Here is a 26,805-nt window from a genome sequence, read left to right as displayed (position 1 = left end):
CACCGTCAGCACCGTCAGGAAGGACACAGCCGCCATGGACGCGGACGTCATCGTCGTCGGAGCGGGCCTCGCCGGGCTCGTCGCGGCGCACGAACTCACCAGCCGGGGCCGCAGGGTGGCCCTGGTCGACCAGGAGAACGCCGCCAACCTCGGCGGCCAGGCGTTCTGGTCCTTCGGCGGGCTCTTCCTCGTCGACTCCCCGGAGCAGCGCCGCCTCGGCATCAAGGACTCCTTCGACCTCGCCTGGAACGACTGGCAGGGCAGCGCGCAGTTCGACCGGCTCGACGACGAGGACTCCTGGGCGGTGCGCTGGGCGCGCGCCTACGTCGAGTTCGCCGCCGGCGAGAAGCGCTCCTGGCTCCAGGGCCACGGCATCGAACTGCTGCCGACCGTCGGCTGGGCCGAACGCGGCGACCTCCGGGCGAACGGGCACGGCAACTCCGTGCCCCGCTTCCACATCGCCTGGGGCACCGGCACCGGCGTGGTCGAGCCGTTCGTGACGTACGCCCGCCGGGCCGCCCGGGACGGGCTGCTGACCTTCTACCACCGCCACCAGGTGGACGAGCTGGTCATCGAGGACGGCACGGCCCGCGGGGTGCGCGGCACGGTGCTCGCCGAGGACCGCTCGCCGCGCGGGGTGGCCTCCAGCCGCGACCGCGCCGGAGACTTCGAACTCACCGCCCAGGCGGTCGTCGTCACCACCGGCGGCATCGGCGCGAACCACGACATCGTCCGCCGCTACTGGCCCGAGCGGCTGGGCACGCCCCCCACCGAGATGGTCACCGGCGTCCCCGCCTACGTCGACGGCCGGATGCTCGACATCAGCGCCGGCGCGGGCGTCCGCCTGGTCAACCGCGACCGCATGTGGCACTACACCGAGGGCCTGCAGAACTGGGACCCGATCTGGCCCGGCCACGGCATCCGGATCCTGCCCGGCCCGTCCTCCATCTGGCTGGACGCCCTCGGCCGCCGCCTCCCCGACCCCTGCCTGCCGGGCTACGACACCCTGGGCACCCTCAAGTACCTGCGCACCACCGAGGACATCGCCGGGTACGACCACTCCTGGTTCATCCTCACCCGGAAGATCGTCGAGAAGGAGTTCGCGCTCTCCGGCTCCGAGCAGAACCCGGACATCACCGCCAAGGACCGGGGCGCCGTGCTGAAGGACCGGCTGCTCGGCAAGGGCGCGCCCGGACCGGTGCAGGCCTTCGTCGACCAGGGCGCGGACTTCGTGACCGCCGGCAACCTGGAGCAGCTGGTCGGCAGGATGAACGCCCTCACCGACAAACCGCTGCTGGACGCCGCCGAGGTGCGCCGCCAGATCGAGGCCCGCGACCTTCAGATCGCCAACCCCTACAGCAAGGACTCCCAGGTCCAGGGCATCCGCAACGCCCGCCGCTACATCGGCGACCGCCTCGGCCGGGTCGCCGCCCCGCACCGCATCCTCGACCCGGCCGCCGGGCCCCTCATCGGCGTGCGGATGCACGTGCTGACCCGCAAGACCCTCGGCGGCATCCAGACCGACCTCGACTCCCGTGCCCTGGCCGCCGACGGCACCCCGATCGAGGGGCTGTACGCGGCGGGCGAGGTGGCCGGCTTCGGCGGCGGCGGGGTGCACGGCTACAACGCGCTGGAGGGCACGTTCCTCGGCGGCTGCCTGTTCTCCGGCCGTGCGGCGGGCCGGCACGCGGCCCGGCAGACGGGCTGAGGGGTACGCGAAGGGGCCCGGAGGGGTCAGTGCTTCAGCAGGTCCAACAGCACCTGGGCCTGGCTGTGCGCGGGCTCCTTCGACGCCGTCAGCAGCGTCACCGGGCCCTTGTGGACCGCCTTCCTGAGGCCGTCGAGCAGCTCGGCGGCCTCAGGAGCCCTGAGCTCCTCCTCGTAGCGCTGGCGGAACTCCTCGAACCCGCCCCCGCCGCCGTGGAACCACTTGCGCAGTTCGGTCGACGGTGTGAGCCCCTTCGGCCACTCGTCGACGTGCGCCTCCTCCTTGGAGACGCCGCGCGGCCACAGCCGGTCCACCAGCACCCGCAGGCCGTCGTCGGGGTGGGGCTCTTCGTAGATCCGGCGCGCACGCACGCTCACTTCGGTCCCCTCTCGGGTCGCGGACGGTGCCGCGAGCCTAACCGCGGCCGAGCGCGGCCACCCGGTGCGACGCGGCGTAACGTGACCTGAAGGAGCGCTTCACGCGGACCGGACCGTGCCTACGCTGACGGCCAGACGATCACCGGCCGCTCCCCGAGGAGACCATGTGACGCCATCCCTCAGACCGCCCGTCCGGCGCGGCACCACCGTCCCGCGCCGGCGGGCGGCCCTCGCCGCCGTCCCCGTCGCCCTCGCGGCCCTCGTCGGCGCGGCCGCGCCCTCGGCGCCGGGCACGGCCGGCGCGCCCGGCGCGGGCGACCCCTACTTCCCGCTCAGCGGCAACGGCGGCTACCACGTACAGCACTACGACCTGACGCTGCGTTACGACACCACGCGCCGGCACCTCGACGGCACGGCCGTCCTCACCGCCCGCACCACCCAGCGGCTGAGCCGCTTCGACCTCGACCTGACGGGCCTGACCGTCACCGGCGTCACCGTCGACCGCACTCCGGCGGCCTTCCGGCGCGCCGGCCAGGAACTGGTCGTCACCCCGCGCCGCACCCTGCCCGCCGGGCGCGCGTTCCGGATCGCCGTCACCTACCAGGGCACCCCGACGCCGGTCACCGACCCGGACGGCGCCCAGGACGGCTGGATCCCCACCGACGACGGCGCGTTCGTGGCGGGCGAGCCGCAGGGCGCGATGACCTGGTTCCCGGCCGACGGGCACCCGAACGACAAGGCGTCGTACGACATCACGATCACGGTCCCGCAGGGCCGCACCGCGGTCGCCAACGGCGCACTGGTCGCGCAGCACACCGCACAGGGGCGGACCACGTTCCACTGGCGCGAGGACCGCCCGATGGCGGCCTACCTGGCCACCGCGACCATCGGCACCTTCCAGGTCCAGCGCTACACCACCCGCGACGGCATCGAGGTCTACAACGCCGTGGACCCGAGGGAGGCGAGCGCCGCCGCTCCGGTGCTCAAGCAGCTGCCGTCCGTCCTCGCCTGGGAGAGCACGCTGTTCGGGCCGTATCCCTTCCGGTCCGCCGGGGCGATCGTCGACCACGCCCCGGGCATCGGCTACGCGCTGGAGACCCAGACCCGGCCGCTGTACGACTCCGCGCCCGACCTGACCACCCTGGTCCACGAGAGCGCCCACCAGTGGTTCGGCGACTCCGTGTCGCTGGCCGCCTGGAAGGACATCTGGCTCAACGAGGGCTTCGCGACGTACGCCGAGTGGCTCTACACCGAGCAGCACGGCGGCGACAGCGCCCAGAAGGCCTTCGACGCCCTCTACGCCACCCCGGCCGGCGACGCGCTGTGGGCGTATCCGCCCGGCGACCCGGGCAGCGCCAAGAACATCTTCGGCCAGCCCGTGTACGCCCGCGGCGCCATGGTCCTGCACGAGTTGCGCAAGGCGGTCGGCGACCGGGACTTCTTCCGGATCCTGCGCGCCTGGGCGGCACAGCACCGCGACGGGCACGGGACGACCGCACAGTTCACGCGGCTCGCCGAGCGGGCGTCCGGGAAGCGGCTCGACGGGGTGTTCCACACCTGGCTGTTCGCGGGGGGAAAGCCGAACCGCGCCTGAATCCTCACCAGTTTCAAACAAGTGTCGGCCAAGGTCGGCACCATGATCCATCGCAGAACCGCCGTCGCGCTCCTCGCCTCCCCGCTGCTGCTCACCGGCTGCGGCGGCGGAGCCGAGGCGACCGGGCGCCGGGCGCCGGCCGCCCGTCCGGCGCCCACCGGCACCCCCACCCCCCACCTCCAGGCCGGACAGGCACCGCAGGGCATACCCGGCGAACGCGCCGACACGGACACCGGCCGGCAGCCGGGCGCCACTTGGCCCGCGTACAACGCCCTGCGCACCCTCGGCCCGGCCCGGCATCCGGTCGCCGTCAAGGGGTACGCCGACCGGCCGGCCGCCTGAGCCGCCCGCGACGCCTAGGATCCGAACTCGTGTGCGCACATGTGCTGGTCGCCGAGGACGACGAGAAACAGGCCGAGCTGATCCGCCGCTCGCTGCTGGCCGAGGGTCACACCGCCACGGTGGTGCACGACGGCGGCGCCGCACTGGACGCCGCCCGGCGCCTGCGGCCCGACCTCGTCGTCCTCGACCTGATGCTCCCCGTCGTCGACGGCTTCGACGTGTGCCGGGTGCTGCGCGGCGGCACGGACCCGGAGATCCCGGTGGTCATGCTCACCGCCCGCGCCGCCGAGGACGACGTGCTGCTCGGCCTCGAACTGGGCGCCGACGACTACCTGACCAAGCCGTACAGCCCGCGCGAGCTGATGGCCCGTATCCGTACGGTGCTCCGGCGCAGCGGCCGGGGCGACGGCACCCGCGGCGGCGACCTCGTCGTCCGGGCCGCCGGGCTCACCATCGACTCAGAACGGCACGAGGTGCGCTGCGACGGCGCACCGGTGGAGTGCACGCCCGCCGAGTTCCAGATCCTGCTGGCCATGGCGGGCGAGCCGGACCGCGTCTTCACCCGGCGCCAACTGCTGCACTTCACCCGCGGCTTCGACCGGGCCTCCACCGAGCGCGCCGTGGACGTGCACATCATGAACCTCCGCCGCAAGATCGAACCCGACCCCCGCCGCCCCGTCCGCCTGCTGACCGTCTTCGGCGTCGGCTACAAGCTGACCGGCACCCGGCCGTGAGGCGCGGGCGGCCGCGAGCGGGGCAGGAGGCGCGCGTGCGGCGGCGGATCCCGGTGCGCAAACGGCTGCTCGTCCGGCTGCTCTCCGTCTCCGCCCTGATCGCGGTCTGTTCGGTGGCCGCCACCGCATGGCTCGCGGTCACGACGACGACCAGCGCGCTCAAGGAGGAGCAGGGGCAGGATCTCGCGGCCGACAACAGCATCCTGGCCGAACTCAGCGGGTACGCCGCGACCCACGCCGGCTGGTCCGGTGCCCGGCGCACCGTCCAGGACCTGGCTGCCAGGACCGGGCGCCGGATCGCGCTCACCACCGCCGACCGCACCGTGCTCGCCGACTCCGCGCCCCGCGGCACCCCGCTGCCACCCCGGCCCGCCGCCACCGTCGACCCGCTGCGCACCGACACCTACAGCGAGACCGGCGCCCAGCTCAGCGGCATCGACCCGCGGGTGGTGGGCCCGTACCGGCTCCCGGCCGCGGAGCGGGCGGAGCTGGACGCGCTGGCCGCCGCCCGCAAGCGGTGCTACGCGCGCCACGGCCTGCAGTCCGGCATCGTCCACATGGCGAGCGGGCGGCCCGTCGTCACCACCGCGGACGGCACCGACCCCGCGGCCTACGGCGCCACCGACTGCGAGGACGGCAGGCTGAGCACGCCCACGCCGACCGAGAGCAGGGCCCTGAACGCGCTCACGGATCTGGCCCGCCCCTGCCTGAGAAAGGCCGGCCTCGACATCGTCGGCCCGCTGTTCCCCCTCTACGACCCCGGCGCCAAGGACCCCTTCTCCGGCGGCCGCCTGATCGCCAAGTACGTCGCCAGGGACACCAAGGCGAGCCGGGCGGCCACGGAACGCGCGGCCCAGACGTGCGTCCTGACCGGCCGGCGCGCCCAACTGGAGCCCTACGTCGCCCCGGTGGCCGAGCTGTTCCTCGGCATCGGCGACCAGAGCCCGAGCCGCTTCGACATGTCGACGGCCAACAAGGCCAAGGTGATCGGCGCGGCCGGACTGGTCCTCGCCGTCACCGTCGCCGTGACCGCCGTCGTCGCGATCCGGCTGGTACGGCCCCTGCGCGCGCTGACCGAGGCCGCGGGGGCGCCGCCCGAGCTGCACATACGGGTCCCGGTGACCACGCGGGACGAGACGGGCATCCTCGCCGAGGCCTTCAACGACCTGACCGAGCGGCGCGAACGCCTGGAGGCCCAGCGCAAGGCGATGGTCAGCGACATCGCGCACGAACTGCGCAGCCCGCTGACCAACATCCGCGGCTGGCTGGAGGTCGTCCGGGACGGCGTCGTCGAGGCCGAACCGGCCCTCCTGGACTCGCTGCACGAGGAGGCGCTCGTCCTCCAGCGGATCATCGACGACCTCCAGGACCTCGCCGCCGCCGACGCCGGCACCCTGCGGCTGCACCGTGAACCGCTGCGCGCCGCCGACCTGCTGGACCAGGTGGCCGCCGCGCACCGCGTGGCCGCCGACGCCGCCGGGGTCGCCCTGCGCACCACCGCCGACCCCGCCGCCTGGCTGGACGCCGACCCGGTGCGGATGCGGCAGGCCCTCGGCAACCTGGTCTCCAACGCGCTGCGGCACACCCCGGCCGACGGCACGGTCACCCTGGCCGCCCGCCGGGAGGGCACCGACGTCGTGCTCCGTGTCGGCGACACCGGGACGGGCATCGCGGCCGAGGATCTGCCCCATGTCTTCGAGCGGTTCTGGCGCGCGGAGAAGTCCCGCAGCCGGCGCACCGGCGGCAGCGGCCTGGGCCTGCCCATCGTGCGCCATCTGGTCGCCGCGCACGGCGGCACCGCCGAGGCCGCCAGTGCCCCCGGCGAGGGCGCCGTCCTCACACTGCGGCTGCCCGGCATCGAGGCCCCGGCCGACGGAGCCTGACGGCACGGGCGGCGAACGGCGAGGCGGCGCCGGTCAGCGCGAGCGCGGCCGGGAGCGGGCGCGGTGGCGCAGCGCCCGGCGTTCCGTCTCGCTCGTCCCGCCCCACACGCCGGTGCCCTGTCCCGTCGCCAACGCCCAGGCCAGGCACGGTTCGCGGGCCGGACAGAGCCCGCACACCTCCTTGGCCCGCTCGGTCTGCACCAGTGCGGGTCCGGTGGTGCCGACGGGGAAGAACAGGTCGGGGTCCACATGACGGCAGGCGGCGTGGTCGCGCCAGTTGTCCATCGGGGTCTCCTGGATGCATCTCCTGGACTGGATCGGAACCGTTCTCGGGATGCGAGTGACCGGTCGGCGCGGCGGGAAACCGGGGAGAGGGCGAGCCGCTCGCGCAGGGCGGGCCGGGAACGGGGCGGAGGGCCGCGAGGGCCGGGGGCGGCCGTGTCCGACCGGGCAGCGGGGGGCGCGGAGTTGGGGGCGACGACCGGACGAACCGGCGTCCGCCGCGCGACCGTCCCCCACCGTACTCCGCCATCCGGCGCCCGGCACCCGTCCCGTGACGGACCGGGCGGCGGGGCCGGGGTCAGCCGCGCAGCGTCTCGGCCGCGGTCTGCGCCACCGCGTCGGCCAGCGCGGCCAGCGCGGGGGAGTCGAGCTTCCACTGCTGCCAGTACAGCGTGCGGTCCACCCACTGCGCGGGGGCGAGCAGGCGCAGCCGGCCCTCGGCCAGCAGCGGGCCGGCCTGGGCCTCGGGGACCAGGCCCCAGCCGAGACCCGCGGCAACGGCGTCGGCGAACCCCTCGGAGGTGGGCACGTAGTGGCGCAGCGGGCTCGCGGCCCCGCGGCCCAGCCGGCGGACGAAGTCGTCCTGGAAGCCGTCCTTGCGGTCGAAGACCACGACCGGGGCCGCGGGCAGCAGCTCGGGCAGCGGACCGGTCAGATGACGCTCGGCGAACTCCCGTGCGGCGACCGGGAGATAGCGCATCCGGCCGAGCGGGCGGACCGTGCAGCCCGGCACGGGTGCGGGCAGGGTGGTCACCGCCGCCATCACCAGTCCCTCGCGCAGCAGCGCCGCCGTGTGGTCCTCGTCCTCCCGGTGCAGCTCGAAGCAGAGTCCCGCCACCCGGGTCAGCGCCGGCAGGAACCAGGTCGCCAGCGAGTCGGCGTTCACCGCGACCGACACCCGGGTCGGCTCCCCGGCACCGCTCAGCCCCAGCTCGCCCCACGCGTCCCGCTCCAGCCGCGCGAGCTGCCGGGCGAAGCGCACCAGCACCGCCCCGGACTCGGTGGGGCGCACCGGCTTGGTGCGCTGGAGCAGCACCCGGCCGGTTCGCTGCTCCAGCGCCTTGACCCGCTGGCTGACCGCCGACGGCGTCACGTGCAGGGCCGCCGCGGCGGCGTCGAAGGTGCCCTCGTCCACCACGGCGAGCAGCGTCCGCACCTGCTCCAGGGGAAGATCAGCCATCACGGCAGCTAATGCTACGTAAGAATCCTTAGCTGTACTTAGTCGGAGTCGTTTCCTAGCCTCGACGGCATGCACCACGCCCTGACCGCCGCGGCCGCCGGATTCGGCAGCGGACTCTCCCTGATCGTCGCCATCGGCGCCCAGAACGCCTTCGTCCTGCGCCAGGGGGTGCGCCGCGACGCCGTGCTCGCCGTGGTCGGCATCTGCGCGCTGTCCGACGCCGCGCTGATCGCGCTCGGCGTCGGCGGGGTCGGGGCGGTCGTGGTGGCCTGGCCGGGTGCCGTCCGCGCCGTCGGCCTCGTCGGCGGCGCCTTCCTGCTCTGCTACGGCGCCCTCGCCGCCCGCCGGGTGCTGCGGCCCGGCCCCGGCCTGCGCACGGAGGGCGAGGCGGCCGGCTCGCGGCGCCGGGCGGTGCTCACCTGCCTCGCCATGACCTGGCTCAACCCGCACGTCTATCTGGACACGGTGTTCCTGCTCGGCTCCCTCGCCGCCGACCGGGGCGCGCTGCGCTGGACCTTCGGGCTCGGTGCCGCGCTCGCCAGCCTGTGCTGGTTCACCGCACTCGGCTTCGGTGCCCGGCTGCTCGGCCGCTTCCTGGCCCGGCCCGCCGCCTGGCGGGTGCTGGACGGCCTGGTCGCCGTCACGATGCTGGCCCTCGGCGTCACGCTCATGGCCGGATCCTGAGACAACCGGTTCGGCGTACACGGGAGTTGCTGAGATAGTCAGGCTCCCGAACGGAAAAGATGTAGCGAGCAATCAGGACGGCTGTGGACACGAGCGAGAGCAGTACCACCGAACCGGGACCGATACGGGAGGAGGCGAAGGCGCCGCCGCGGCGCGGCTGGCGGCGCTGGGCGATGGACACCCGCCCCCTGCGGATCCCCGCCTACCGGCGTCTGTGGACGTCGACCATCGTCACCGCGGTCGGCAGCCAGCTCACCGCCGTCGCCGTACCGAAGCAGATCTACGACATCACCCACTCCTCGGCCTGGGTGGGCTACGCGAGCCTCGCCGGGCTCGTGCCCATGGTGGTGTTCGCACTGTGGGGCGGGGCCGTCGCCGACACCGTGGACCGGCGCAGACTGCTGCTGGTCACCAACAGCGGCATCGCGGTGACCTCGCTGCTGTTCTGGGCGCAGGCCATCGCCGGCCTGGACTCGGTCGTCGTCCTCATGCTCCTGCTCGCCCTCCAGCAGGCCTTCTTCGGCCTCAACTCGCCGGCCCGCAACGCCTCCGTCGCCCGGCTCGTGCCCGCGGAGGAGCTGCCCGCCGCGAACGCCCTCAGCTCCACGGTGATGCAGACCGGCCTGGTGGCGGGCCCGCTGCTCGCCGGTGTGCTCATCCCGGTCATCGGGCTGCCCGAGCTGTACCTCATCGACGCCCTCGCGCTGTGCGTCACCGTGTGGGCCGTCTTCCGGCTCCCCGCGCTGCCGCCGCTCGGCGACGCCCCCGCCCGCCGGGCCGGGATACGGCAGATCGCCGACGGCTTCGCCTACATCTCCCGGCACAAGGTGCTGCTGCTGTCCTTCCTCGCCGACATCGTCGCGATGGTGTTCGGCATGCCCCGCGCCCTGTTCCCGCAACTGGCAGCGCAGACCTACCAGTCCTACGGCGAAGGGCTCGCACTCGGTGTGCTGTTCGCCGGCATCCCGGTCGGCGCGGTGCTCGGCGGCCTGTTCTCCGGGGTGTTCTCGCGGGCCCGGCGGCACGGCTGGATGGTGATCGGGGCGGTCGTCGGCTGGGGCGTGGCCGTTGCCGCGTCCGGGCTGAGCGGCAACCTGTGGATCGCCATGGCCTTCCTCGCCCTGGCCGGGGTCGCCGACATGGTCTCGATGGTGTTCCGGGGCGCGATCCTGCTGTCCGCCGCGACCGACGAGATGCGCGGCCGGATGCAGGGCGTGTTCACGGTCGTCGTCGCGGGCGGCCCCCGCCTGGCCGACGTGCTCCACGGCACCGCCGGCTCGGTCTTCGGCCCCCGGGCGGCCGTGGCGGGCGGCGGCGCCCTGGTCGTCGTGGTGATGCTGAGCCTGGCGGCCGCGGTCCCGGCGCTGCGGCGCTACCGGATCTGAAGGAGCGGGCGGGCCGTCAGATCAGGCCGCTGCGCCGCCGGATGGCGTACTGGTCCATCAGCTTGCCTCGGGTTGTCTCCAGGCGGCCCGCGAGGATCTCGGCCACCGTCCGCACCAGCGACAGCCCGAGCAGCGGATCCTCCACACACAGCGCGAGCACCGCGGGCCCGTCGAACTGGTAGGCCCGTACGTTGCTGAAGGCGACCGCGCCGAAGTCCCACGTGTACGGCGGGAACAGCCAGGACCAGCCGAGCAGGTCGCCCGCGCCGAGCGTGGCCACCGTGACCCGCTGCCGCGAGGTGACCTCCGTGTCCAGGTGGACCGCGCCCGACCGGATCACCCAGAACCGGTCGGCGGTGCCGCCCGCCTCGAAGATGCGGGTGTCCTCCGGGAAGGAGACCTCCTCGGCCAGCTCCATCAGGCGCTCGCGCTGTGCCTGGGGGAGCGCGGTGAGCAGTTTGATCGCTTTGGTCATGGCGCGGGGCTCCTCGCCGGCGGCGGTTCCGGGTGATGTGCGTAAGCCCATTTCAGCCGCTGCCGCCGATCGGGGCACCTCGAAGGACGCGGAGCCGGGTGCCGGATCACCTGTCCGGTGGCGCGTGCGGGCATGAGAAAGCCCTGGCCGGACGGGGGAGGCCGGCCAGGGCCGCTTGAGGTGACGCGCGGAGGGAGGGAAGGACGGTTCCGGTCCACTCCGGCATCACGTATGTGTGAACGATAAACCATCTGGAGTGCCGGTGCGCAATCCGGAGCGGGTCACGTGACCGGTTTCACCTTCCCGCCCGTACCGGCACCCGGCCGGGGGACGCCCAGCGGCCGGGCCAGACCCGAGACCGCCTCGTCCAGGCGCTGGAGGTGACGCAGCACCCGGTCGGTCACCCGCCCGTAGCGCGGGGTGTGCAGGGTGCCCGGCTCCAGCATCGAGGCGATGCTCGGCCCGGTCTCGGTCGCGGCCGCGGAACGCGGGTCGGCGACGTGCTCGGCGATCGCCCCGATGTTGTGCAGGATCCGCGCGCACGCCCCGCGCAGCCGGGGGTCCGCCGCTATCGACGGGTGCGTGGGCAGCAGCTCGGCCGTGGCCGCGAGGGAGCGCGCGTGATAGGCGCACGTCTCCAGCAGCGCCACCACGTACCGGGCGGTGTCCCGTCGCGAGCGCATCGGGGTGATCGGATGCGTCAGCGGGTCGGTGGCCGCGCGCAGGTCGGCCAGCGCCTGGTCCAGCTCGCGCGCCTGCTCCACCAGATCGGCGCCCGCCCCGCCGCTCAGCTGGTCGACGGCGGCCCGGGCGACGTCCTCCAGCCGCCGCAGCACGTCGACGAGCAGCTCGTTGGTCCGGCGGTCGGTGTGGATCGGCAGCACCACCGCCGCCGCGATCACCCCGCAGGCCGCGCCGAGCGCCGTCTCCTCGATCCGCAGCACCAGCACCGACAGGCTGTAGGTGTTCAGCAGCGTGTACAGCAGCCCGAGCATCGCCGTGACGAAGAACGACATCAGCGTGTACGACAGGGGCGCCGTGTAGAACATCGCGAAGATGAACAGCAGCACCAGCGCGAACGCCGTCCAGGTGTGGTGCCCGACCAGCCCGGCGAGTCCGATGCCGGCCACCACACCGAGCACCGTGCCCAGCAGCCGGCGGTAGCCCTTGACCAGGATCTCGCCGGTGGAGGCGGTGTTGATGAACACGATCCAGCAGGTCAGCACCGCCCAGTACCAGCGCTGACTGGACAGCAGCTCGCCGCCCGCGATGGCCAGCGAGGAGCCGACGGCCACCTGGACCGCGGCCCGCGTCGTGGGCCGGCGCAGACCGGTCGGCTCAGGCTCCTCGGCCTCGCTCTCCGCGCCCGCTTCGACTGCCTCGATCGCGGCGTCCTCCGCGTCCAGCTCCTCCCGCGAGCGGACGGTCGCCGGGCTGTCGTCGGCCTCGGCCGGCGCCCCGTCCAGGGCGACCCGCAGGCCGAGCGCGGCCCGGGCGGCCTCGCCGAGGCCACGGAAGACGTCCTGCACGGCCGGGGAGGCCTTCGGCAGGTTCTCCTCGTCGCGGTAGCCGAGCAGCCGGTTGCGCAGGTGGGCGAGCGCGGTGCCGCGGGCCTCGCCGACCGGCCGCAGCATCAGCAGCCGCAGCGCCTGAAGGTCGCGGCGCAGCGCCTCCGTCGCCTCGTCCCGCACCGGCAGGGCACCGCCCGACGGCAGATGGGCGCCTGGCAGGTGCAGGGTGAGGGTGTCGGTCCGCTCGGCGCTGCGCGCGGTGAGCAGCAGCAGACCGAGCCGCTCGGAGGCGATCTCGGCGTCGGCGATCCGGCGCTGGAGCAGCCGGGCCACCGCCGGATCGGAGGTGCCGTCCTCCAGCCGCCCCTGGATCATCAGCGCCGTCTCGTGCAGCCGGGCGGTGGCGGTGCGCAGGTCCTCCAGAACCGTGTCCACGTCGTCCGGACCCGCGTCCAGCAACTCGGTCTGCACGGCGATCAGCTGGGCGAGCCGGGCGCGGAACGCCCGCCGCAGCCGGTCCAGGGTGCCCGCCGGGGTCTGCGGCAGCAGCACGAACCGCGCGAGGGCGCTGCAGGCGAACGCCACGCAGATGACCCCGCACAGCGCGGGCAGCAGGGCGGGGGTCGCGTGGACGAACAGGGAGAGGAAGTAGACCTGGAAGCCGATCAGGCCCAGCGCCGTACCGCGGTCACCGAAGCGGCGGCCGTAGACCGCGCTGAAGATGAGGGCGACGAAGAACAGGTCGCCGACGACGACCCGTTGGTTCAGCAGCGAGCCCAGCGTCACCGAGGCCAGCGCCACCGGCAGACCGAGCGCGAGCGTGACCGCCTGCTGGGCGCGCGACTTCTCCCGGATGGCGAAGGTCGCCACCATCGCCGCTATGGCACCGGCGACCAGCTGCGGCACCGGCACCCGCAGGGCGGCCAGGACGGCGAGGGTGAGCGCGATCGCGGTGACCGTGCGCAGCCCCGCGGTGAGCCGCAGCAGCCCGGGATCGGACGCCGCGAGCCGGTCCCGCATCCGTACCCGTCCCGACCGTCCCGCTGCCCTCACGCCGCCGCGCTCTCTCCCGTGCCAGAAATCGATCTCCGTCCCAGCATCGCACGAGTGCCCGAACCAGTTGCTCCCGGCCAGGGGCGCGACGACCAGGGCGTCGGCGTGCCCCCGGCCGAGCCGGTGATCCGGGACACATCAGCCCTCGGTGTCGGCCCCGCCCTCCACCCGTGCCCGCACCTGTTCCGGCGTCAGGTACGAGTTCGTGTACTCGAAGTCCTTCAGCCGGGCGGGCCGGTGGGCCTGGAATCCGGTGCGGACGAAATCGTCGCCCGCGACCGCGTTCAGCAGCCAGTTGGTCGCGACCCGGGTCTTGGCCACGTTGGTGCGCAGCGCCGACCAGTGGTAGCCGCGGGCCACGGCCTGGGCGGTCATCCCGCGCAGTTCGATGCCGAGCGGCTTGGACACGGCGTCCTTGCCGCCGAGGTCGACGACGAGGCCCAGGTCCCTGTGCACGTACGGCACGAGCGGCTCGCCCCGCAGGGTCGCGATGACGTTGTCGGCGACCTTCCTGCCCTGGCGCATGGCGTGCTGCGCGGTGGGCGGGCAGACCGCGCCCGTCTCGTCCTTGGCCAGGTCGGGCACCGCCGCCGCGTCCCCGAGCGCGAACACCCCGTCGTGCCCGGGCAGGGTCATCTCGGCGGTGACCGCGAGCCGGCCGCGCACCGTCTCCGTGCCGAGCGTGCCGATCAGCGGGCTCGCGACCACCCCGGCGGTCCAGATCAGCGTGTGCGTCGGCACCACCCGGCCGTCGGTGAAGGTGACCTCCTCGGCGCCCGCCTTCTCGATCGACACCCCCAGCGAGACGTCGACACCGCGCCGGCGCAGGATCTCCTGCGCGCTGCGGCCGAGCTTCTCGCCCAGCTCCGGCATGAGCCGGGGCGCGATGTCGATCAGGTGCCAGCGGATCAGGCCGGGGTCGATGCGCGGGTAGCGCTGCACGGCGGCGTGGGTGAGCCGTTGCAGACAGGCGGCGGTCTCGGTGCCGGCGTACCCGCCGCCGACCACCACGAACTGGAGCCGCGCGGCCCGCTCGGCCGGGTCGTCGCTGGCGTCGGCGAGGTCGAGCTGGGTGATGACGTGGTCGCGCACATAGGCGGCCTCGGCGAGGGTCTTCATCCCGAAGGCGTGATCGGTCAGTCCCGGGATGTCGAAGGTGCGGGTCACGCTGCCCGGGGCCAGCACGAGGTAGTCGTACGGCTCGTTCAGGAGCTTGTCGGTGATGGTGCGGACGACGCACACCTTGGCCTTCAGGTCCACGCCGATCGCGCCGCCGGGCAGGATCCGGGTGCGGTACTTCTTGCTGCGGCGCAGGCTGACGGCGATCGACTGGGGTGTGAGCACACCCGAGGCGACCTGGGGCAACAGCGGCAGATAGAGCTGGTAGGAGAACGGCGTCACCAGGGTGACGTCGGCCTCGTCGGGGGCGAGTTTCCGCTCCAGGCGGCGGACGCACTCGACTCCGGCGAAGCCGGCGCCAACCACCAGGATCCTGGGTCGTGTCACGGTGTCATCCCTTTCTGCGGCTCCAGGCGGTCCGACTCGACGCCGTTCGCATGCCCTGGACCGCCTCGCACCATGTCCGATCCCACCGCGCACCGAGCCGTTCCGCCAGCCGGGTGCGGCAGGCAGACGAACGCGTGGCCACCAGCATGCACCCGATCAGGGCCGGGTGAGCGGTAGTCGCACGGATAACCGTCGGACAGATGTCGTTGCCGGTCGGACCGTGTCCGCTCAGCGGACCAAGCGGTTCCGCTCAGCGGAAGACGTCGTCGGGCTCGTCCCAGTCCGCGGGCTCCCGCACCCCCCGCCCGGCCCGCGAGCGCGCCTGGTACATCGCCTCGATCTCGGTGGCGTAGTGCCGCACGATGACGTCCCGGCGCAGCTTCAACGACGGGGTCAGGAGCCCGTCCGCCGCGGCGAACGGCTCGGGCAGGACGCGGTGGACCCGGATGGACTCCGCCCGGGACACGGCGCTGTTGGCGGAGGCCACGGCTCTTGCGATCTCCTCGCGCAGCGCGTTCTCCTCCCGGCCCTCCCGGCCGGGGCCGCCGCCCGGCAGCGCGAGGGCGGCCCGCCAGTGTGCGAGGAACTCCGGGTCCAGCGTGATCAGCGCGCCCACGCACGGCCGGTCGTCGCCGAGTACGACGGCCTGGTGGATCAGCGGGTGCATGCGCAGCCGTTGCTCCAGCGGGGCCGGGGCGACGCTCTTGCCGCCGCTCGTGACGATGATGTCCTTCTTGCGCCCGGTGATCGTCAGATAGCCCTCGGAGTCCAGCCGCCCGATGTCCCCGGTGGCCAGCCAGCCGCCGCGCAGCGTCGCCCGGGTCGCCGCCTCGTCTCCGACGTAGCCCTGGAACACCGACGGACCGTGCACCAGGATCTCCCCGTCGTCGGCCACCTGGACGTCCGTGCCGGGCAGCGGCCGGCCCACGGTCCCGGACTTCTCCCGGCCCAGCGGCTGCATGGTGATCCCGCCGGAGGACTCGGTGAGCCCGTAACCGTCGTTGACGACGACGCCCATCCCCTCGTAGAACAGCGTCAGTTCGCGGCTGAGCGAGGAACCGCCGGAGGTGCCGCGCACCACCCGGCCGCCCAGCGCCGCGCGCAGCCTGCGGTACACCGTCCGCTCGAAGACGGCGTGCTGGAGGCGCAGTTCGAGACCGGGACCCGGCCCCGTGCCCAGCCGCCGGCGTTCCTCGGCCGCGGCGAAGTCCCGAGCGGTCTGCGCGGCCCGCTCGAACAGGGCGCCCCGGCCCGTCTGTTCGGCCGTGCGCAGGAACGTCTTGTACAGCTTCTCGAACACCGACGGCACGCCGTACAGATACGTCGGCCGGAACGTGCCGAGCGCCGACGCGAGCGCGGCCTCGGACAGCTCCGGCTCGTGCGCCATCAGGACCCCGCCGCGGACACAGATGAGCATGATCATGATGCCGTACACATGGGAGAACGGCAGGAACGCCAGCACGGACGGCTGCTCGCCCGGGGGCGCCGCGGCGTGCGCCCAGCCGGCCAGCATCGTGTCGCAGGGGTAGGCGAGGGAGCGGTGGCTCAGCGCGCAGCCCTGGGGGCGGCCCGTGGTGCCGGAGGTGTAGACGACGGCCGCCGTGGCGTCCGGCAGCACGATCCGGCGCAGCGACTCCACCGTGGTGTACGGCACGGCCGCGCCCCGCTCGACGAGTCCGGGCAGCGCGCCCGCGTCCAGCTGCCACACGTGGCGCAGCCGCGGCAGCCGGGTGCAGACCGTGCCGACCGTCATCACACCCTGCTCGTCCTCCAGCAGTACGGCGACACAGCCGGCGTCCCGCAGGATCCACTCGACCTGGTCGCGCGAGGAGCAGGGATGGACCGGCACCACCTCCGCGCCCACGGCCCACAGCGCATGGGCGAAGACCGTCCACTCGTAGCGGGTGCGGGCCATCACGGCCACCCGGTGGCCGGGCGAGATCCCGGCGGCGATCAGCCCCTTGGCCACGTCGACCACCTCGTCGCGCAGCTCGACCGCGGTCATCTCCTGCCAGCCGCCGGCGGCCGTGTCCGCGCGATACGCGAGGAGCGGCAGGGCAGGGCTGTGCTCCGCGGTCTCGAAGAGGCTGTCGGCGAGGCCCCCGGCGAGCGGCGGGGCCACGGCGGGAGCGAGGGCGACATCGCGCATGCGCTGCTCCTGGATGTACGGAGGGTCACACCGCCGATCGGCTCTGTGGTCGGCGGTGCTCGAATGTAGCCGAGGTGAGCGCGTTCGGTGCAGGGAACGGGGAAGTCGTGATCAGTTGATGATCCGGCCGTGTCACTACCCGGTGCCGTACGACCTCCACGGTATGCATCCGGCACGTCATACGTCCGGCCCGGTCCCCGCGTTCAGCCCTGGGTGTGCCGTACGCACTCGGTGACGACCTCCCGCAGGCTGCCGACCCGCTCCAGCACCCCGCGCTGCTCGCGCGCGCCCGTTCCCCGGCCCAGCAGTTCGCCGACGGCCTCCTCGACCAGGGCCGCGTCCCCGCTGTCGGCGAGCGCCTCCCCGGTGTGCTCCACCAGGGCGCGCACCACGTCGGGCGCGGGCCGGGGCAGCATCGTCACGGGGTCGAGCAGGTCCCCCTCCAGGCCGGAGCGGGCGGCGTGCCAGGCGGCCAGCCGCAGCAGGCTCACGCTGTGGCCGGCCGGCGGCCGGCCCGCCCGCCAGTCCCGCGCGGCCGTCTCCACCAGGGCGCGGACCAGCGCGGCGACGAGCACCGTGGTCTCCGCGCGCAGGCACACGTCCGCCACCCGGATCTCCACCGTCGGGTACTTCACGGACAGCCGCGCGTCGAAGTACACCATCCCGTGGTCCAGGATCACCCCGCTCGCCAGCATGTCCGCCACCTGCCGGTGGTAGCCCGCGGGCGAGCCGAACAGCTCGGTCGGCCCCGCCGACGGACCACGGCTCCACAGCCGGCTGCGGAAGCTGGCGTACCCGGTGTCCCGGCCCTGCCAGTACGGCGAGTTGGCGCTGAGCGCGCGCACCACCGGCAGCCAGGGCCGCAGCCGGTCGAGGACCGCGACCCCCTCCTCGTCGGACTCCACCGCCACATGCGCGTGACAGCCGCAGACGAGCCAGTCCTGGGTGGCGATCCCGTACCGCCCGGCCATCCACCGGTAGCGGTCGTCCGCGGTGAGCGCGCCCGTGACCGGCAGCGGGCAGGTGGCCAGCGCGGCGACCGCACAGCCCACCTCGCCCGCGACCCGGGCCGCCTCCTTGCGGGAGCGCACGATCTCGGCGCCGAGCTCGGCCATGTCCGTGTGCGGATGCGTGGCGAGCTCCAGCATCTGCCCGAACAGCTCCAGCTGGAACAGGTCCTGCCCGGGATCGTCCTGGACCGCCCGGGTCAGCACGGCGGCCGACAGTGCCTTCGGCTCGCCGCTGTCCGGATCGACCAGAAGGAGTTCCTCCTCCACACCGACAGTGCGCACGTGGGGCCGCCCTTCTGTTCAGACCGCGAGGGGCAGACGAAAGTCTGTACGACCCTGACTGCCCCTCGGGCGTCCGGCCGACTCCTGCGAGTTCAGCGCACAGGCGTCAACCAGACAGTGGCGAGCGGCGGCAGCGTGACCCGCAGGAATCCGTGCTCCGGCCGCAGGACCGCGCCGGGCGGCCCGGCACCGACGCCGCTGCCGCCGTAGCGGGTGTCGTCCGTGTTCAGGGCCTCCTGCCAGGCCGGGAGGGAATCCGGAACCCACAGCCGGTAGTCGGCGCGGACGGCCGGCGAGAAGTTCGAGACCGCCAGCAGCGCCGAGCCCTCGGCGTCGAACCGCAGGAACGCGAATACGTTGTCGTCCGCAGCGTCACACAGCACCCACTGGAAACCGCCCGGATCGGTGTCCCGCTGCCACAGAGCCGGTGTCGCCCGGTACACACCGTTCAGGTCCCGCACGAGATCCCGCACGCCCCGGTGGTCGCCGGCCGAGTGGTAGTCGTCGCCGAGCAGCCACCACTCCGGGCCGTGCGCCTCGGACCACTCGGCGCCCTGCGCGAACTCCTGGCCCATGAAGAGGAGTTGCTTGCCGGGATGGGCCCACATGAAGCCCAGATAGGCCCGGTGGTCGGCGCGCTGCTGCCACCAGTCGCCGGGCATCTTCGAGACGAGGGACCGCTTGCCGTGCACGACCTCGTCGTGGGAGATGGGCAGGACGTAGTTCTCGCTGTAGGCGTACACCATCGAGAAGGTCATCTCGTGGTGGTGGTACTTGCGGTGCACCGGCTCCTTCTGGACGTACTGGAGCGAGTCGTGCATCCAGCCCATGTTCCACTTCAGGCCGAAGCCTAGCCCGCCGCTGTCGGTGGGCCGGGTCACCCCGTCCCAGGCCGTGGACTCCTCGGCGATGGTGACGACCCCCGGGCAGCGCCGGTACACGGTCGCGTTCATCTCCTGGAGGAAGGCCACCGCGTCCAGGTCCTCCCGCCCGCCGAAGACGTTCGGCTGCCACTGCCCGGAGTCCCGCGAGTAGTCGAGGTACAGCATCGACGCGACGGCGTCCACGCGCAGCCCGTCGATGTGGAACTCCTGGCACCAGTACACGGCGTTGGCCACGAGGAAGTTGCGCACCTCGGTCCGGCCGAAGTCGAACTCGTAGGTCCCCCAGTCCGGATGCTCGGCCCGCCGCCAGTCCCCGGGCTCGTACAGCGGCTCCCCGTCGAACCTGGCCAGCGCCCAGTCGTCCTTCGGGAAGTGCGCCGGCACCCAGTCCATGATCACGCCGAGCCCGGCCCGGTGCAGCGCGTCCACCAGGAACTTGAAGTCGTCCGCCGAGCCCAGCCGGGGCGTCGGCGCGTAGTAGGAGGTGACCTGGTATCCCCAGGACCCGCTGAAGGGATGCCCGGCGACCGGCATCAGCTCCACATGCGTGAAGCCCAACTCCTTGACATACGAGGGCAGTTCGTCTGCGAGCTGACGATACGTCAATCCGGGTCGCCAGGAGGGCAGATGCACCTCGTACACCGAGAACGGCGCCTGGTGCACGGGCGTGTCACCCCGGTGGGCCATCCACTCCGCGTCGTCCCACTCGTGCCGGGACACCGCGACGACCGACGCCGTGTCGGGCGGCACCTCGGTGCACCGGGCCATCGGGTCGGCCTTGAGGAACCGGTCGCCGCGCCGGGAGGTGATCTCGAACTTGTACCGGGCGCCCTCGCCGATCCCGGGCAGGAACAGCTCCCACACCCCGGACGCGCCGAGCGAGCGCATCGGGTACTGGGTGCCGTCCCAGTACGTGAAGTCCCCGGCCACCCGCACCCCCTGGGCGTTCGGCGCCCACACCGTGAAGCGGGTGCCGGCCACGCCCTGGTGCGTCATCGGCTCGGCGCCGAGTGCCTGCCACAGCTGCTCGTGCCGGCCCTCCCGGATCAGATGGAGGTCCAGCTCGCCGAGCGCGGGCAGGAAGCGGTACGGATCGTGCACCTCCTGCTCGGTGTCGTCGTACACCACCAGCAGCGTGTACGACTTCGGCACCCGCGGCAGCGGCAGCACGGCCGCGAACAGGCCGCCTCCCTCCGACACCAGCGGATGGCGCGTGCCGCCGGTCACGACGCTCACCGCGCGGGCGTTCGGCCGCAGCGTCCGGAACAGGGTGCCGCCCGGCACCGGATGTGCGCCCAGCAGGGCGTGCGGATCGTGATGGGCGCCGCCGAGGAGCCGGCCGCGCTCGGCCGGGTCCAGGGGGACGGCCGTGACCGGTGCGGGACCGGCGGCCTCGGGGAGCGAGGTGTCGCGCAGAGCCATGCCGTCAGCCTCCCCACACGGCGAGCCGTTTGATCGCCGCCATCGGTACCGGCAGCCAGTCCGGCCGGTGTCTCGCCTCGTACAGCACCTCGTAGACCGCCCTGTCCGTCTCGTGCGCGCGCAGCAGCGCGTGCTTCTTGCGTGGATCCCAGCCCGCGCGGGCCGCGTAGCCCGCGCAGAACGCCTCCCGGCAGCGGCGCGCCCATTCGGGTCGCCAGGGGCGGCGCTGCCGGGCCGCGTAGTCGAAGGAGCGCAGCATCCCCGCCACGTCCCGCACCGGGGACTGCGGGGCCCTGCGCTCGGCGAGCGGCCGGGACGGCTCGCCCTCGAAGTCGATGACGAACCAGTCGCGGCCGGCCCGCAGCACCTGCCCGAGATGCAGATCGCCGTGCACCCGCTGCGCGGGCGGCCCGGCGTCGCACGTGGCGAGCGCCCCGAACGCGGCCCTGAGCCCCGGCACGAACGGCCGCAGCCCCGATACGGCGTGCGCGGCCGCGTCCAGCCGCGCGGACATCGCCCGCGCCGTACGGCCGTTCTCACCCGGCCCGGCCGCACCGAACGCCTCGGCCAGCGCCAGATGCACCTCGGCCATCGCCCGGCCCAGCTCCCAGGCCTCGGCCGTGAAGTCGTCGCCCGCGGCGAGCGCGCGCAGCGCCAGCGTCCAGCCGTCGGTCGCGTCCGGCAGGAACGGCTGGAGCACCCCGAGCGTCGCCGGCCGCGGTGCGCTCGTGCCGAACCAGGCCACCGGCGCCGGCACCCGGGTGCACCCCTGCGCGGCCAGCGCGGCCGACACCTCCAGGTCCGGATTGACGCCCGGCTGGATGCGCCGGAAGACCTTCAGGATGTACGCGTCGCCGTACACGAGCGAGGTGTTGGACTGCTCGGCGTCCAGCAGCCGCGGCGGCAGCCCGCCGGGCACCTGGACAGCCGGATCCGCCTCGAACCGCAGCGGGCCCGCCGCGCCCGGGTGCCGCAGCCGCTCCAGCAGCAGATGCGCCGAGCGCGGGTCGTGCAGCGCGTCGTACACCGCGAGCCCGGCGAAAGGTCCCTGCTCGGCGCGGCCGAGGAACGCCCGTTCCAGCCGCGGGGCGAGCTGCTCGCGCAAGGTCAGCAGCAGCTGGTAGCAGTCGCCGGGCGGGGGAGTGCCGCCGGGCGTGGGCACCGGCGCGTGCGAGGCGTGTACCAGCAGATGCAGACACCCGGGGAACAGCTCGGTCACGTGCAGCACCGACAGATCCGTGACGGGCCGGTCCTTGCCCGCGAACCAGCGCTGCCTCGGCAGCCACTCGCGCAGCAGCCCGCCCAGCGAGGCCAGCGGCCCGCCCCGGCCGGTCGCGGCTACCGGTCCGACAGTGATGGTCTTCGGCATGACGCGCGTCCTTTCCTCGGCGCCGGGCGTTCAGTGGCTGCCGATGCGGGATGCGACCCGGGTGAGCCGGAACCAGTAGAAGCCGTGGCCCTGCAGGGTGAGCAGGTACGGCAGTTCACCGATGGCGGGGAACCGCACCCCGCCGATCAGCTCGACCGGATGCCGGCCGTCGTAGGCGCGCAGGTCGAGTTCGGTCGGCTGGGCGAAGCGGGAGAAGTTGTGCACGCACAGGACGAGGTCGTCGCCGTACTCGCGCAGGAAGGCGAGCACCGCCGGGTTGGAGGACTGGAGCTCGTTGTACGAGCCGAGTCCGAAGGCGGGGTTCTGCTTGCGGATCTCGATCATGCGCCGGGTCCAGTGCAGCAGCGACGACGGCGAGGACATGGAGGCCTCGACGTTGGTGACCTGGTAGCCGTAGACCGGGTCCATGATCGTCGGCAGGTACAGGCGCCCCGGATCGGACCTGGAGAAGCCGGCGTTGCGGTCGGGGGTCCACTGCATGGGGGTGCGGACGGCGTCGCGGTCGCCGAGCCAGATGTTGTCGCCCATGCCGATCTCGTCGCCGTAGTAGAGGATCGGTGAGCCGGGCAGGGAGAGCAGCAGGGCGGTGAACAGCTCGATCTGGTTGCGGTCGTTGTCGAGGAGGGGGGCGAGGCGGCGGCGGATGCCGATGTTGGCGCGCATGCGGGGGTCCTTGGCGTATTCGGCCCACATGTAGTCGCGTTCTTCGTCGGTGACCATTTCGAGGGTGAGCTCGTCGTGGTTGCGCAGGAAGATGCCCCACTGGCATTTCGACGGGATCGCGGGGGTCTTGGCGAGGATCTCGGAGACCGGGTAGCGCGATTCGCGGCGTACGGCCATGAAGATGCGTGGCATGACGGGGAAGTGGAAGGCCATGTGGCACTCGTCGCCGCCGGTGCCGTAGTCGCCGAAGTAGTCGACCACGTCCTCGGGCCACTGGTTGGCCTCCGCCAGCAGCACCGTGTCCGGGTACATCGCGTCGATCTCCCGGCGCACCCGCTTGAGGAAGGTGTGCGTGGCGGGCAGGTTCTCGCAGTTGGTGCCCTCCTCGGCGTAGAGATAGGGGACCGCGTCGAGCCGGAATCCGTCGATGCCGAGGTCGAGCCAGAACTTCAGGGCCGCCAGGACCTCCTCCTGCACGGCGGGGTTCTCGTAGTTCAGGTCCGGCTGGTGCGAGAAGAAGCGGTGGAAGTAGTACTGGCCGCGCACCGGGTCGAAGGTCCAGTTGGAGGCCTCGGTGTCGACGAAGATGATCCGGGCGTCCTCGTACTGCCGGTCGTCGTCCGCCCACATGTAATAGTCGCCGTAGGGGCCGTCGGGATTCTTGCGGGACTCCTGGAACCACGGGTGCTGGTCGCTGGTGTGGTTCATGACGAAGTCGATGATGACGCGCATGCCGCGCTGGTGGGCGGCGTCCACGAACTCCACGAAGTCGGCGAGGTCGCCGAACTCGGGCAGGACGGACGTGTAGTCCGAGACGTCGTAACCGCCGTCCCGCAGCGGTGACTTGAAGAACGGCGGGAGCCACAGGCAGTCCACGCCGAGCCATTGCAGATAGTCGAGCTTGGCGGTCAGGCCCTTCAGGTCGCCGATGCCGTCGCCGTTGCTGTCCTGGAAGGAGCGGACCAGGACCTCGTAGAAGACGGCGCGTTTGAACCAGTCCGGGTCGCGGTCCTTGGCGGGCGTGTCCTCGAACGTGTCGGGTACGGGTTCGTTGACGGTCATGACGCTGCGGGCCCTCCGATCTGGGGCGTCGATCGCCCGACGTGGAGCACGTGCGCCGGCGCGCTGCCGGGCGTGAGACGCACGTAGTTGGTCCTGCCCCAGAGGAACGTCTCGCCCGTCAGTTCGTCGTGTACGGACAGGGCGGCGTCCCAGTCCAGGCCGAGTTGCGGCATGTCCAACGAGACCGTGGCCTCCTGGGTGTGATGCGGGTCGAGGTTGACGACCACGATGACCGTGTCCGTCCCCGTGCGCTTGCTGTAGGCGAGCACGGCGTCGTTGTCGGTCGGGTGGAAACGCAGATTCCGCAGGCGCTGTAGCGCGGGGTGCCGGCGTCGGACGGTGTTGAGGCGGGTGATGAGGGGGGCGATGCTGCGGCCCTCGCGTTCGGCGGACTCCCAGTCGCGGGGCCTGAGTTGGTACTTCTCGGAGTCGAGGTACTCCTCGCTGCCGTCCTTCAGCGGGGTGTTCTCGCACAGTTCGTAGCCGCTGTACAGGCCCCAGGCGGGGGAGAGGGTGGCGGCGAGCACGGCGCGGACCTCGAAGGCGGGGCGGCCGCCGTGCTGGAGGTAGGCGTGCAGGATGTCCGGGGTGTTGGCGAAGAGGTTCGGCCGCATGTACGCGGCGGCCTCGCCGGTCAACTCGGTGAGGTGTTCGGTGAGTTCGTGCTTGGTGTTGCGCCAGGTGAAGTAGGTGTAGGACTGCTGGAAGCCGATCTGGGCGAGGGTGTGCATCATCGCGGGGCGGGTGAAGGCCTCGGCCAGGAAGATCACGTCCGGGTCCGTGTTGTTGACCTCGGCGATGACCCGTTCCCAGAACACGACGGGTTTGGTGTGCGGGTTGTCGACCCGGAAGATCCGCACCCCGTGGTCCGTCCAGTGCCGCAGGATCCGCACCGTCTCGGCGACCAGGCCGTCCAGGTCGGCGTCGAAGGCGACGGGGTAGATGTCCTGGTACTTCTTCGGCGGGTTCTCCGCGTAGGCGATGGTGCCGTCGGCCCGGTGGTGGAACCAGTCGGGGTGCTTGTCCACCCAGGGGTGGTCCGGGGAGCACTGCAGCGCGAAGTCGAGGGCGACCTCCATCCCCAACTCCCGTGCCCGGCCCACGAAGTGGTCGAAGTCCTCGAACGTGCCCAGCGCCGGGTGCAGGGCGTCGTGCCCGCCTTCGGGGGACCCGATCGCCCACGGCACCCCGACGTCGTCCGGACCGGCGGCGAGGGTGTTGTTCGGGCCCTTGCGGAAGGTCGTCCCGATGGGATGGACCGGCGGGAGGTACACCACGTCGAAGCCCATCGCGGCGATCGCCTCCAGCCGGCGGGCCGCCGTACGGAACGTGCCGTGGGGCTGCTCGGCGGTGCCCTCCGACCGCGGGAAGAACTCGTACCACGACCCGAACAGCGCCCGCTCCCGCTCCACCAGCAGCGGCATCGCCTCGGACGCCGTGACCAGCTCTCGCAGCGGATGCCGCTCCAGCACCGCCGCCACCTGCGCGGACAGCGCCGGCGTCAACCGGTCCCCCACCGACAGGGAGTCGTCACCGAGCGTGCGTGCGGCGGCCCGGACGAGGTCGCGCTCCGCACCCTTCGGCGCTCCGGCGGCCGCCCGCTCGAACAGTTCGGCGCCCTCCTCCAGCACCAGCCCGACGTCGACACCGGCCGGGATCTTGACGCTCGCGTGGTGCCGCCAGGTGGCCAGCGGGTCGGACCAGGCCTCCACCCGGTAGGTCCAGCGGCCGGTCGCGTCCGGGGTGATCTCCGCGCCCCAGCGGTCACTGCCGGGGGACAGCTCCCGCATCGGTGTCCACGGGCCGCGCCGGCCCTTCGGATCGCGCAGGACCACATTGGCACCGACGGCATCGTGCCCTTCGCGGAACACGGTGGCCGTGACCTGGAAGGTCTCCCCGGCCACCGCCTTCGCCGGGCGCCTGCCGCACTCCACGGCCGGCCGGACGTCACGTACCGGTACACGGCCGATGACCGGGGTCCTGCGCATGTATCTCACCTCCGCCGTGCGCGAAGCCGGGCACTTGGCCCGGCTTCGCGATCCGATACGGGCCGACTCACGTCGGTCCCGGGGGGAACGCCTTGTACGGTGCCAGCTCAGGGGCTGGACGCCGTGGAACGCCGCTCCGGTGGCGGCGCGCTTCGCGCCGAACGGCGGCGCTTCGGCCGCCCGTTCTGCTCACGCAGGTAGGTGACCAGGTTCGTGCGCAGATAGCGCTCGGCCGCGTCCGCCGCCTCGCGGGCGCAGCGTTTGCCCATCAGCACGCACAGCGTGTAACCCGAGTCCTCGAAGGTGGCCCGGACCGCGCGGTCGTGGGGCGAGGCGAGCATCACGCGCTCCCACGCCCGGTAACGCCGCAACTGCCGGGCCACTTCGGCCTTGGCGGGGAGCAGCATCGCCGTCTTCACCTTTCACGCTCTCGACTGGGCGCGTTCCCGACGGTCGGGTGGCGTCCGCGCGCGGAAGGGCACGGCACCGTTACGGCGATCGAGGCTTTCACTTATGGTGCACGCACGACGACGCAGCGTCTTGTTGGAGCTTCAACCATGCGTGGTGTGTCGGGTGCTCGTGTTGCACGAATGGCGTAGTGCCCGCACCGTGGAGGTGACTCAGAAGCCATCGGCGCTCACGCTGTGTGTCCTGGAGCCTCCCGGACAGGCGAGGGGCGCACGAGCTTCGCCGGTGAGGAGCAAGCGACGATGGAGACCGCAGTGCCCTGCTACTACCACCTCGACGTGGAAGTCAGCCCGGAACGGGTGGGACAGGTCAGCCGCATCCTGGCCGCCCATTTGCGCTACTGGGACCTCGACAACCTCGCGGACCCCGTCCGCCGCGGCGCCGAACTGCTGCTGCGGGCGATCCACCAGCACGCCTCCAACAGGCACACGTCGATCGAGATGTGGTGGAACGGCCAGCACCTGATCACCGCCTTCGGCGACGACGACCCCGATCTGCGCCCCGACCAGGACCTGCGCTCCTGCCTCGCGGACATCGCCGCCATGAGCGACGGCTGGGGCTGCTGCACCTCGGACCGCGGCAGCACCATCATCTGGTTCACCCAGCGGGCCCGCTCCGGCGAGCGCGTCCCGCGGGTGCCCCTCACGCCCGCGCCGACCCTGCGCCAGGGCCTCCCGTTGCCGCGCACTCTGCCGGTCGCGCGGCTGGCCGCCCCGGCGGGCGCCCCGGACGACACCCTGGAGGGCAGCCGGTGACGTCCCGCACCTCCGGAT

At 72.9% G+C, this 26,805-nt stretch carries 21 protein-coding genes; 8 read left to right on the top strand and 13 right to left on the bottom strand.

Features of this window, described 5'->3' with window-relative positions; all coding sequences use genetic code 11:
* Positions 1–34: 34 nt before the first annotated feature.
* The gene (locus tag AC4OXY_RS09280; RefSeq protein WP_356036514.1) at positions 35–1,708 is read left to right on the top strand and encodes an FAD-binding dehydrogenase; all 1,674 of its coding nucleotides are present in this window, start codon (positions 35–37) and stop codon (positions 1,706–1,708) included.
* A gap of 26 nt (positions 1,709–1,734) precedes the next feature.
* Here AC4OXY_RS09280 and AC4OXY_RS09275 read toward each other — a convergent pair whose 3' ends face one another.
* Positions 1,735–2,085 carry a DUF488 domain-containing protein gene (locus AC4OXY_RS09275; protein ID WP_356036517.1) on the bottom strand — a complete coding sequence of 117 codons (351 nt, stop codon included), beginning with the start codon at positions 2,083–2,085 and terminating at the stop codon, positions 1,735–1,737.
* A 166-nt stretch (positions 2,086–2,251) separates the two neighbouring features.
* Between AC4OXY_RS09275 and AC4OXY_RS09270 the strand changes: the two genes are divergently transcribed.
* From AC4OXY_RS09270 to AC4OXY_RS09255, 4 genes are read left to right on the top strand one after another with little or no spacing between them, the layout of a single operon-like run.
* Positions 2,252–3,679, top strand: coding sequence for a M1 family metallopeptidase (locus AC4OXY_RS09270; protein WP_362823429.1), 1,428 nt, complete (start codon positions 2,252–2,254; stop codon positions 3,677–3,679).
* Positions 3,680–3,721: 42 nt separating this feature from the next.
* Positions 3,722–4,021: a hypothetical protein gene (locus AC4OXY_RS09265; protein WP_491993641.1), complete on the top strand. Its 300-nt coding sequence runs from the start codon at positions 3,722–3,724 to the stop codon at positions 4,019–4,021.
* 29 nt (positions 4,022–4,050) lie between these two features.
* Complete coding sequence (locus AC4OXY_RS09260) at positions 4,051–4,755, top strand: response regulator (RefSeq protein WP_376293286.1); 705 nt, start codon at positions 4,051–4,053, stop codon at positions 4,753–4,755.
* A gap of 35 nt (positions 4,756–4,790) precedes the next feature.
* Entirely contained in the window at positions 4,791–6,638 is a 1,848-nt protein-coding gene (locus AC4OXY_RS09255) for an ATP-binding protein (RefSeq protein ID WP_376293289.1), read from the top strand.
* A 33-nt stretch (positions 6,639–6,671) separates the two neighbouring features.
* Here AC4OXY_RS09255 and AC4OXY_RS09250 read toward each other — a convergent pair whose 3' ends face one another.
* Complete coding sequence (locus tag AC4OXY_RS09250) at positions 6,672–6,923, bottom strand: WhiB family transcriptional regulator (RefSeq protein WP_356036527.1); 252 nt, start codon at positions 6,921–6,923, stop codon at positions 6,672–6,674.
* Positions 6,924–7,218: 295 nt separating this feature from the next.
* The gene (locus tag AC4OXY_RS09245; RefSeq protein ID WP_376293291.1) at positions 7,219–8,103 is read right to left on the bottom strand and encodes a LysR family transcriptional regulator ArgP; all 885 of its coding nucleotides are present in this window, start codon (positions 8,101–8,103) and stop codon (positions 7,219–7,221) included.
* A 66-nt stretch (positions 8,104–8,169) separates the two neighbouring features.
* Here AC4OXY_RS09245 and AC4OXY_RS09240 point away from each other — a divergent pair, with 66 nt between their 5' ends.
* Complete coding sequence (locus AC4OXY_RS09240; RefSeq protein ID WP_376293294.1) at positions 8,170–8,784, top strand: LysE/ArgO family amino acid transporter; 615 nt, start codon at positions 8,170–8,172, stop codon at positions 8,782–8,784.
* 83 nt (positions 8,785–8,867) lie between these two features.
* Positions 8,868–10,169, top strand: a complete 1,302-nt coding sequence (locus tag AC4OXY_RS09235; protein WP_362823425.1) for an MFS transporter — start codon at positions 8,868–8,870, stop codon at positions 10,167–10,169.
* 16 nt (positions 10,170–10,185) lie between these two features.
* Here the strand turns inward: AC4OXY_RS09235 and AC4OXY_RS09230 are convergent, their stop codons facing one another.
* The 10 genes from AC4OXY_RS09230 to AC4OXY_RS09185 form a co-directional block, all read right to left on the bottom strand.
* Complete coding sequence (locus AC4OXY_RS09230; RefSeq protein WP_356036537.1) at positions 10,186–10,644, bottom strand: cyclic nucleotide-binding domain-containing protein; 459 nt, start codon at positions 10,642–10,644, stop codon at positions 10,186–10,188.
* Between the two features lie 281 nt (positions 10,645–10,925).
* Positions 10,926–13,175, bottom strand: a complete 2,250-nt coding sequence (locus AC4OXY_RS09225; RefSeq protein WP_491993640.1) for an FUSC family protein — start codon at positions 13,173–13,175, stop codon at positions 10,926–10,928.
* A gap of 171 nt (positions 13,176–13,346) precedes the next feature.
* Positions 13,347–14,714, bottom strand: coding sequence for an NAD(P)/FAD-dependent oxidoreductase (locus tag AC4OXY_RS09220; protein ID WP_356036542.1), 1,368 nt, complete (start codon positions 14,712–14,714; stop codon positions 13,347–13,349).
* A gap of 250 nt (positions 14,715–14,964) precedes the next feature.
* Positions 14,965–16,863 carry an AMP-dependent synthetase/ligase gene (locus tag AC4OXY_RS09215; protein ID WP_491993639.1) on the bottom strand — a complete coding sequence of 633 codons (1,899 nt, stop codon included), beginning with the start codon at positions 16,861–16,863 and terminating at the stop codon, positions 14,965–14,967.
* A 203-nt stretch (positions 16,864–17,066) separates the two neighbouring features.
* On the bottom strand, positions 17,067–18,155 hold the full coding sequence (locus AC4OXY_RS09210; protein ID WP_356036547.1) for a glutamate--cysteine ligase 2: 1,089 nt from the start codon (positions 18,153–18,155) through the stop codon (positions 17,067–17,069).
* Positions 18,156–18,247: 92 nt separating this feature from the next.
* Entirely contained in the window at positions 18,248–20,461 is a 2,214-nt protein-coding gene (gene glgB / locus AC4OXY_RS09205) for a 1,4-alpha-glucan branching enzyme (protein ID WP_491993638.1), read from the bottom strand.
* A 4-nt stretch (positions 20,462–20,465) separates the two neighbouring features.
* Positions 20,466–21,830 carry a maltokinase N-terminal cap-like domain-containing protein gene (locus tag AC4OXY_RS09200; protein WP_356036552.1) on the bottom strand — a complete coding sequence of 455 codons (1,365 nt, stop codon included), beginning with the start codon at positions 21,828–21,830 and terminating at the stop codon, positions 20,466–20,468.
* Between the two features lie 30 nt (positions 21,831–21,860).
* Positions 21,861–23,576, bottom strand: coding sequence for a maltose alpha-D-glucosyltransferase (gene treS, locus AC4OXY_RS09195; RefSeq protein WP_376296074.1), 1,716 nt, complete (start codon positions 23,574–23,576; stop codon positions 21,861–21,863).
* Positions 23,573–25,564, bottom strand: coding sequence for an alpha-1,4-glucan--maltose-1-phosphate maltosyltransferase (locus tag AC4OXY_RS09190; RefSeq protein ID WP_491993637.1), 1,992 nt, complete (start codon positions 25,562–25,564; stop codon positions 23,573–23,575). Before AC4OXY_RS09190 ends, treS begins: the two co-directional genes overlap by 4 nt.
* A 107-nt stretch (positions 25,565–25,671) precedes the next feature.
* Entirely contained in the window at positions 25,672–25,971 is a 300-nt protein-coding gene (locus AC4OXY_RS09185) for a DUF5133 domain-containing protein (protein WP_071376163.1), read from the bottom strand.
* Between the two features lie 303 nt (positions 25,972–26,274).
* Between AC4OXY_RS09185 and AC4OXY_RS09180 the strand changes: the two genes are divergently transcribed.
* Positions 26,275–26,787 (top strand): pep a2, encoded by a 513-nt coding sequence (locus AC4OXY_RS09180; RefSeq protein ID WP_356023781.1) that lies wholly within the window; start codon positions 26,275–26,277, stop codon positions 26,785–26,787.
* The last annotated feature ends 18 nt before the right edge of the window (positions 26,788–26,805 follow it).

This window comes from Streptomyces sp. HUAS MG56 (assembly GCF_058673395.1).
Note: the sequence above shows the minus strand (reverse complement) of the source record. Positions and strands in the feature narration are given on the sequence as shown.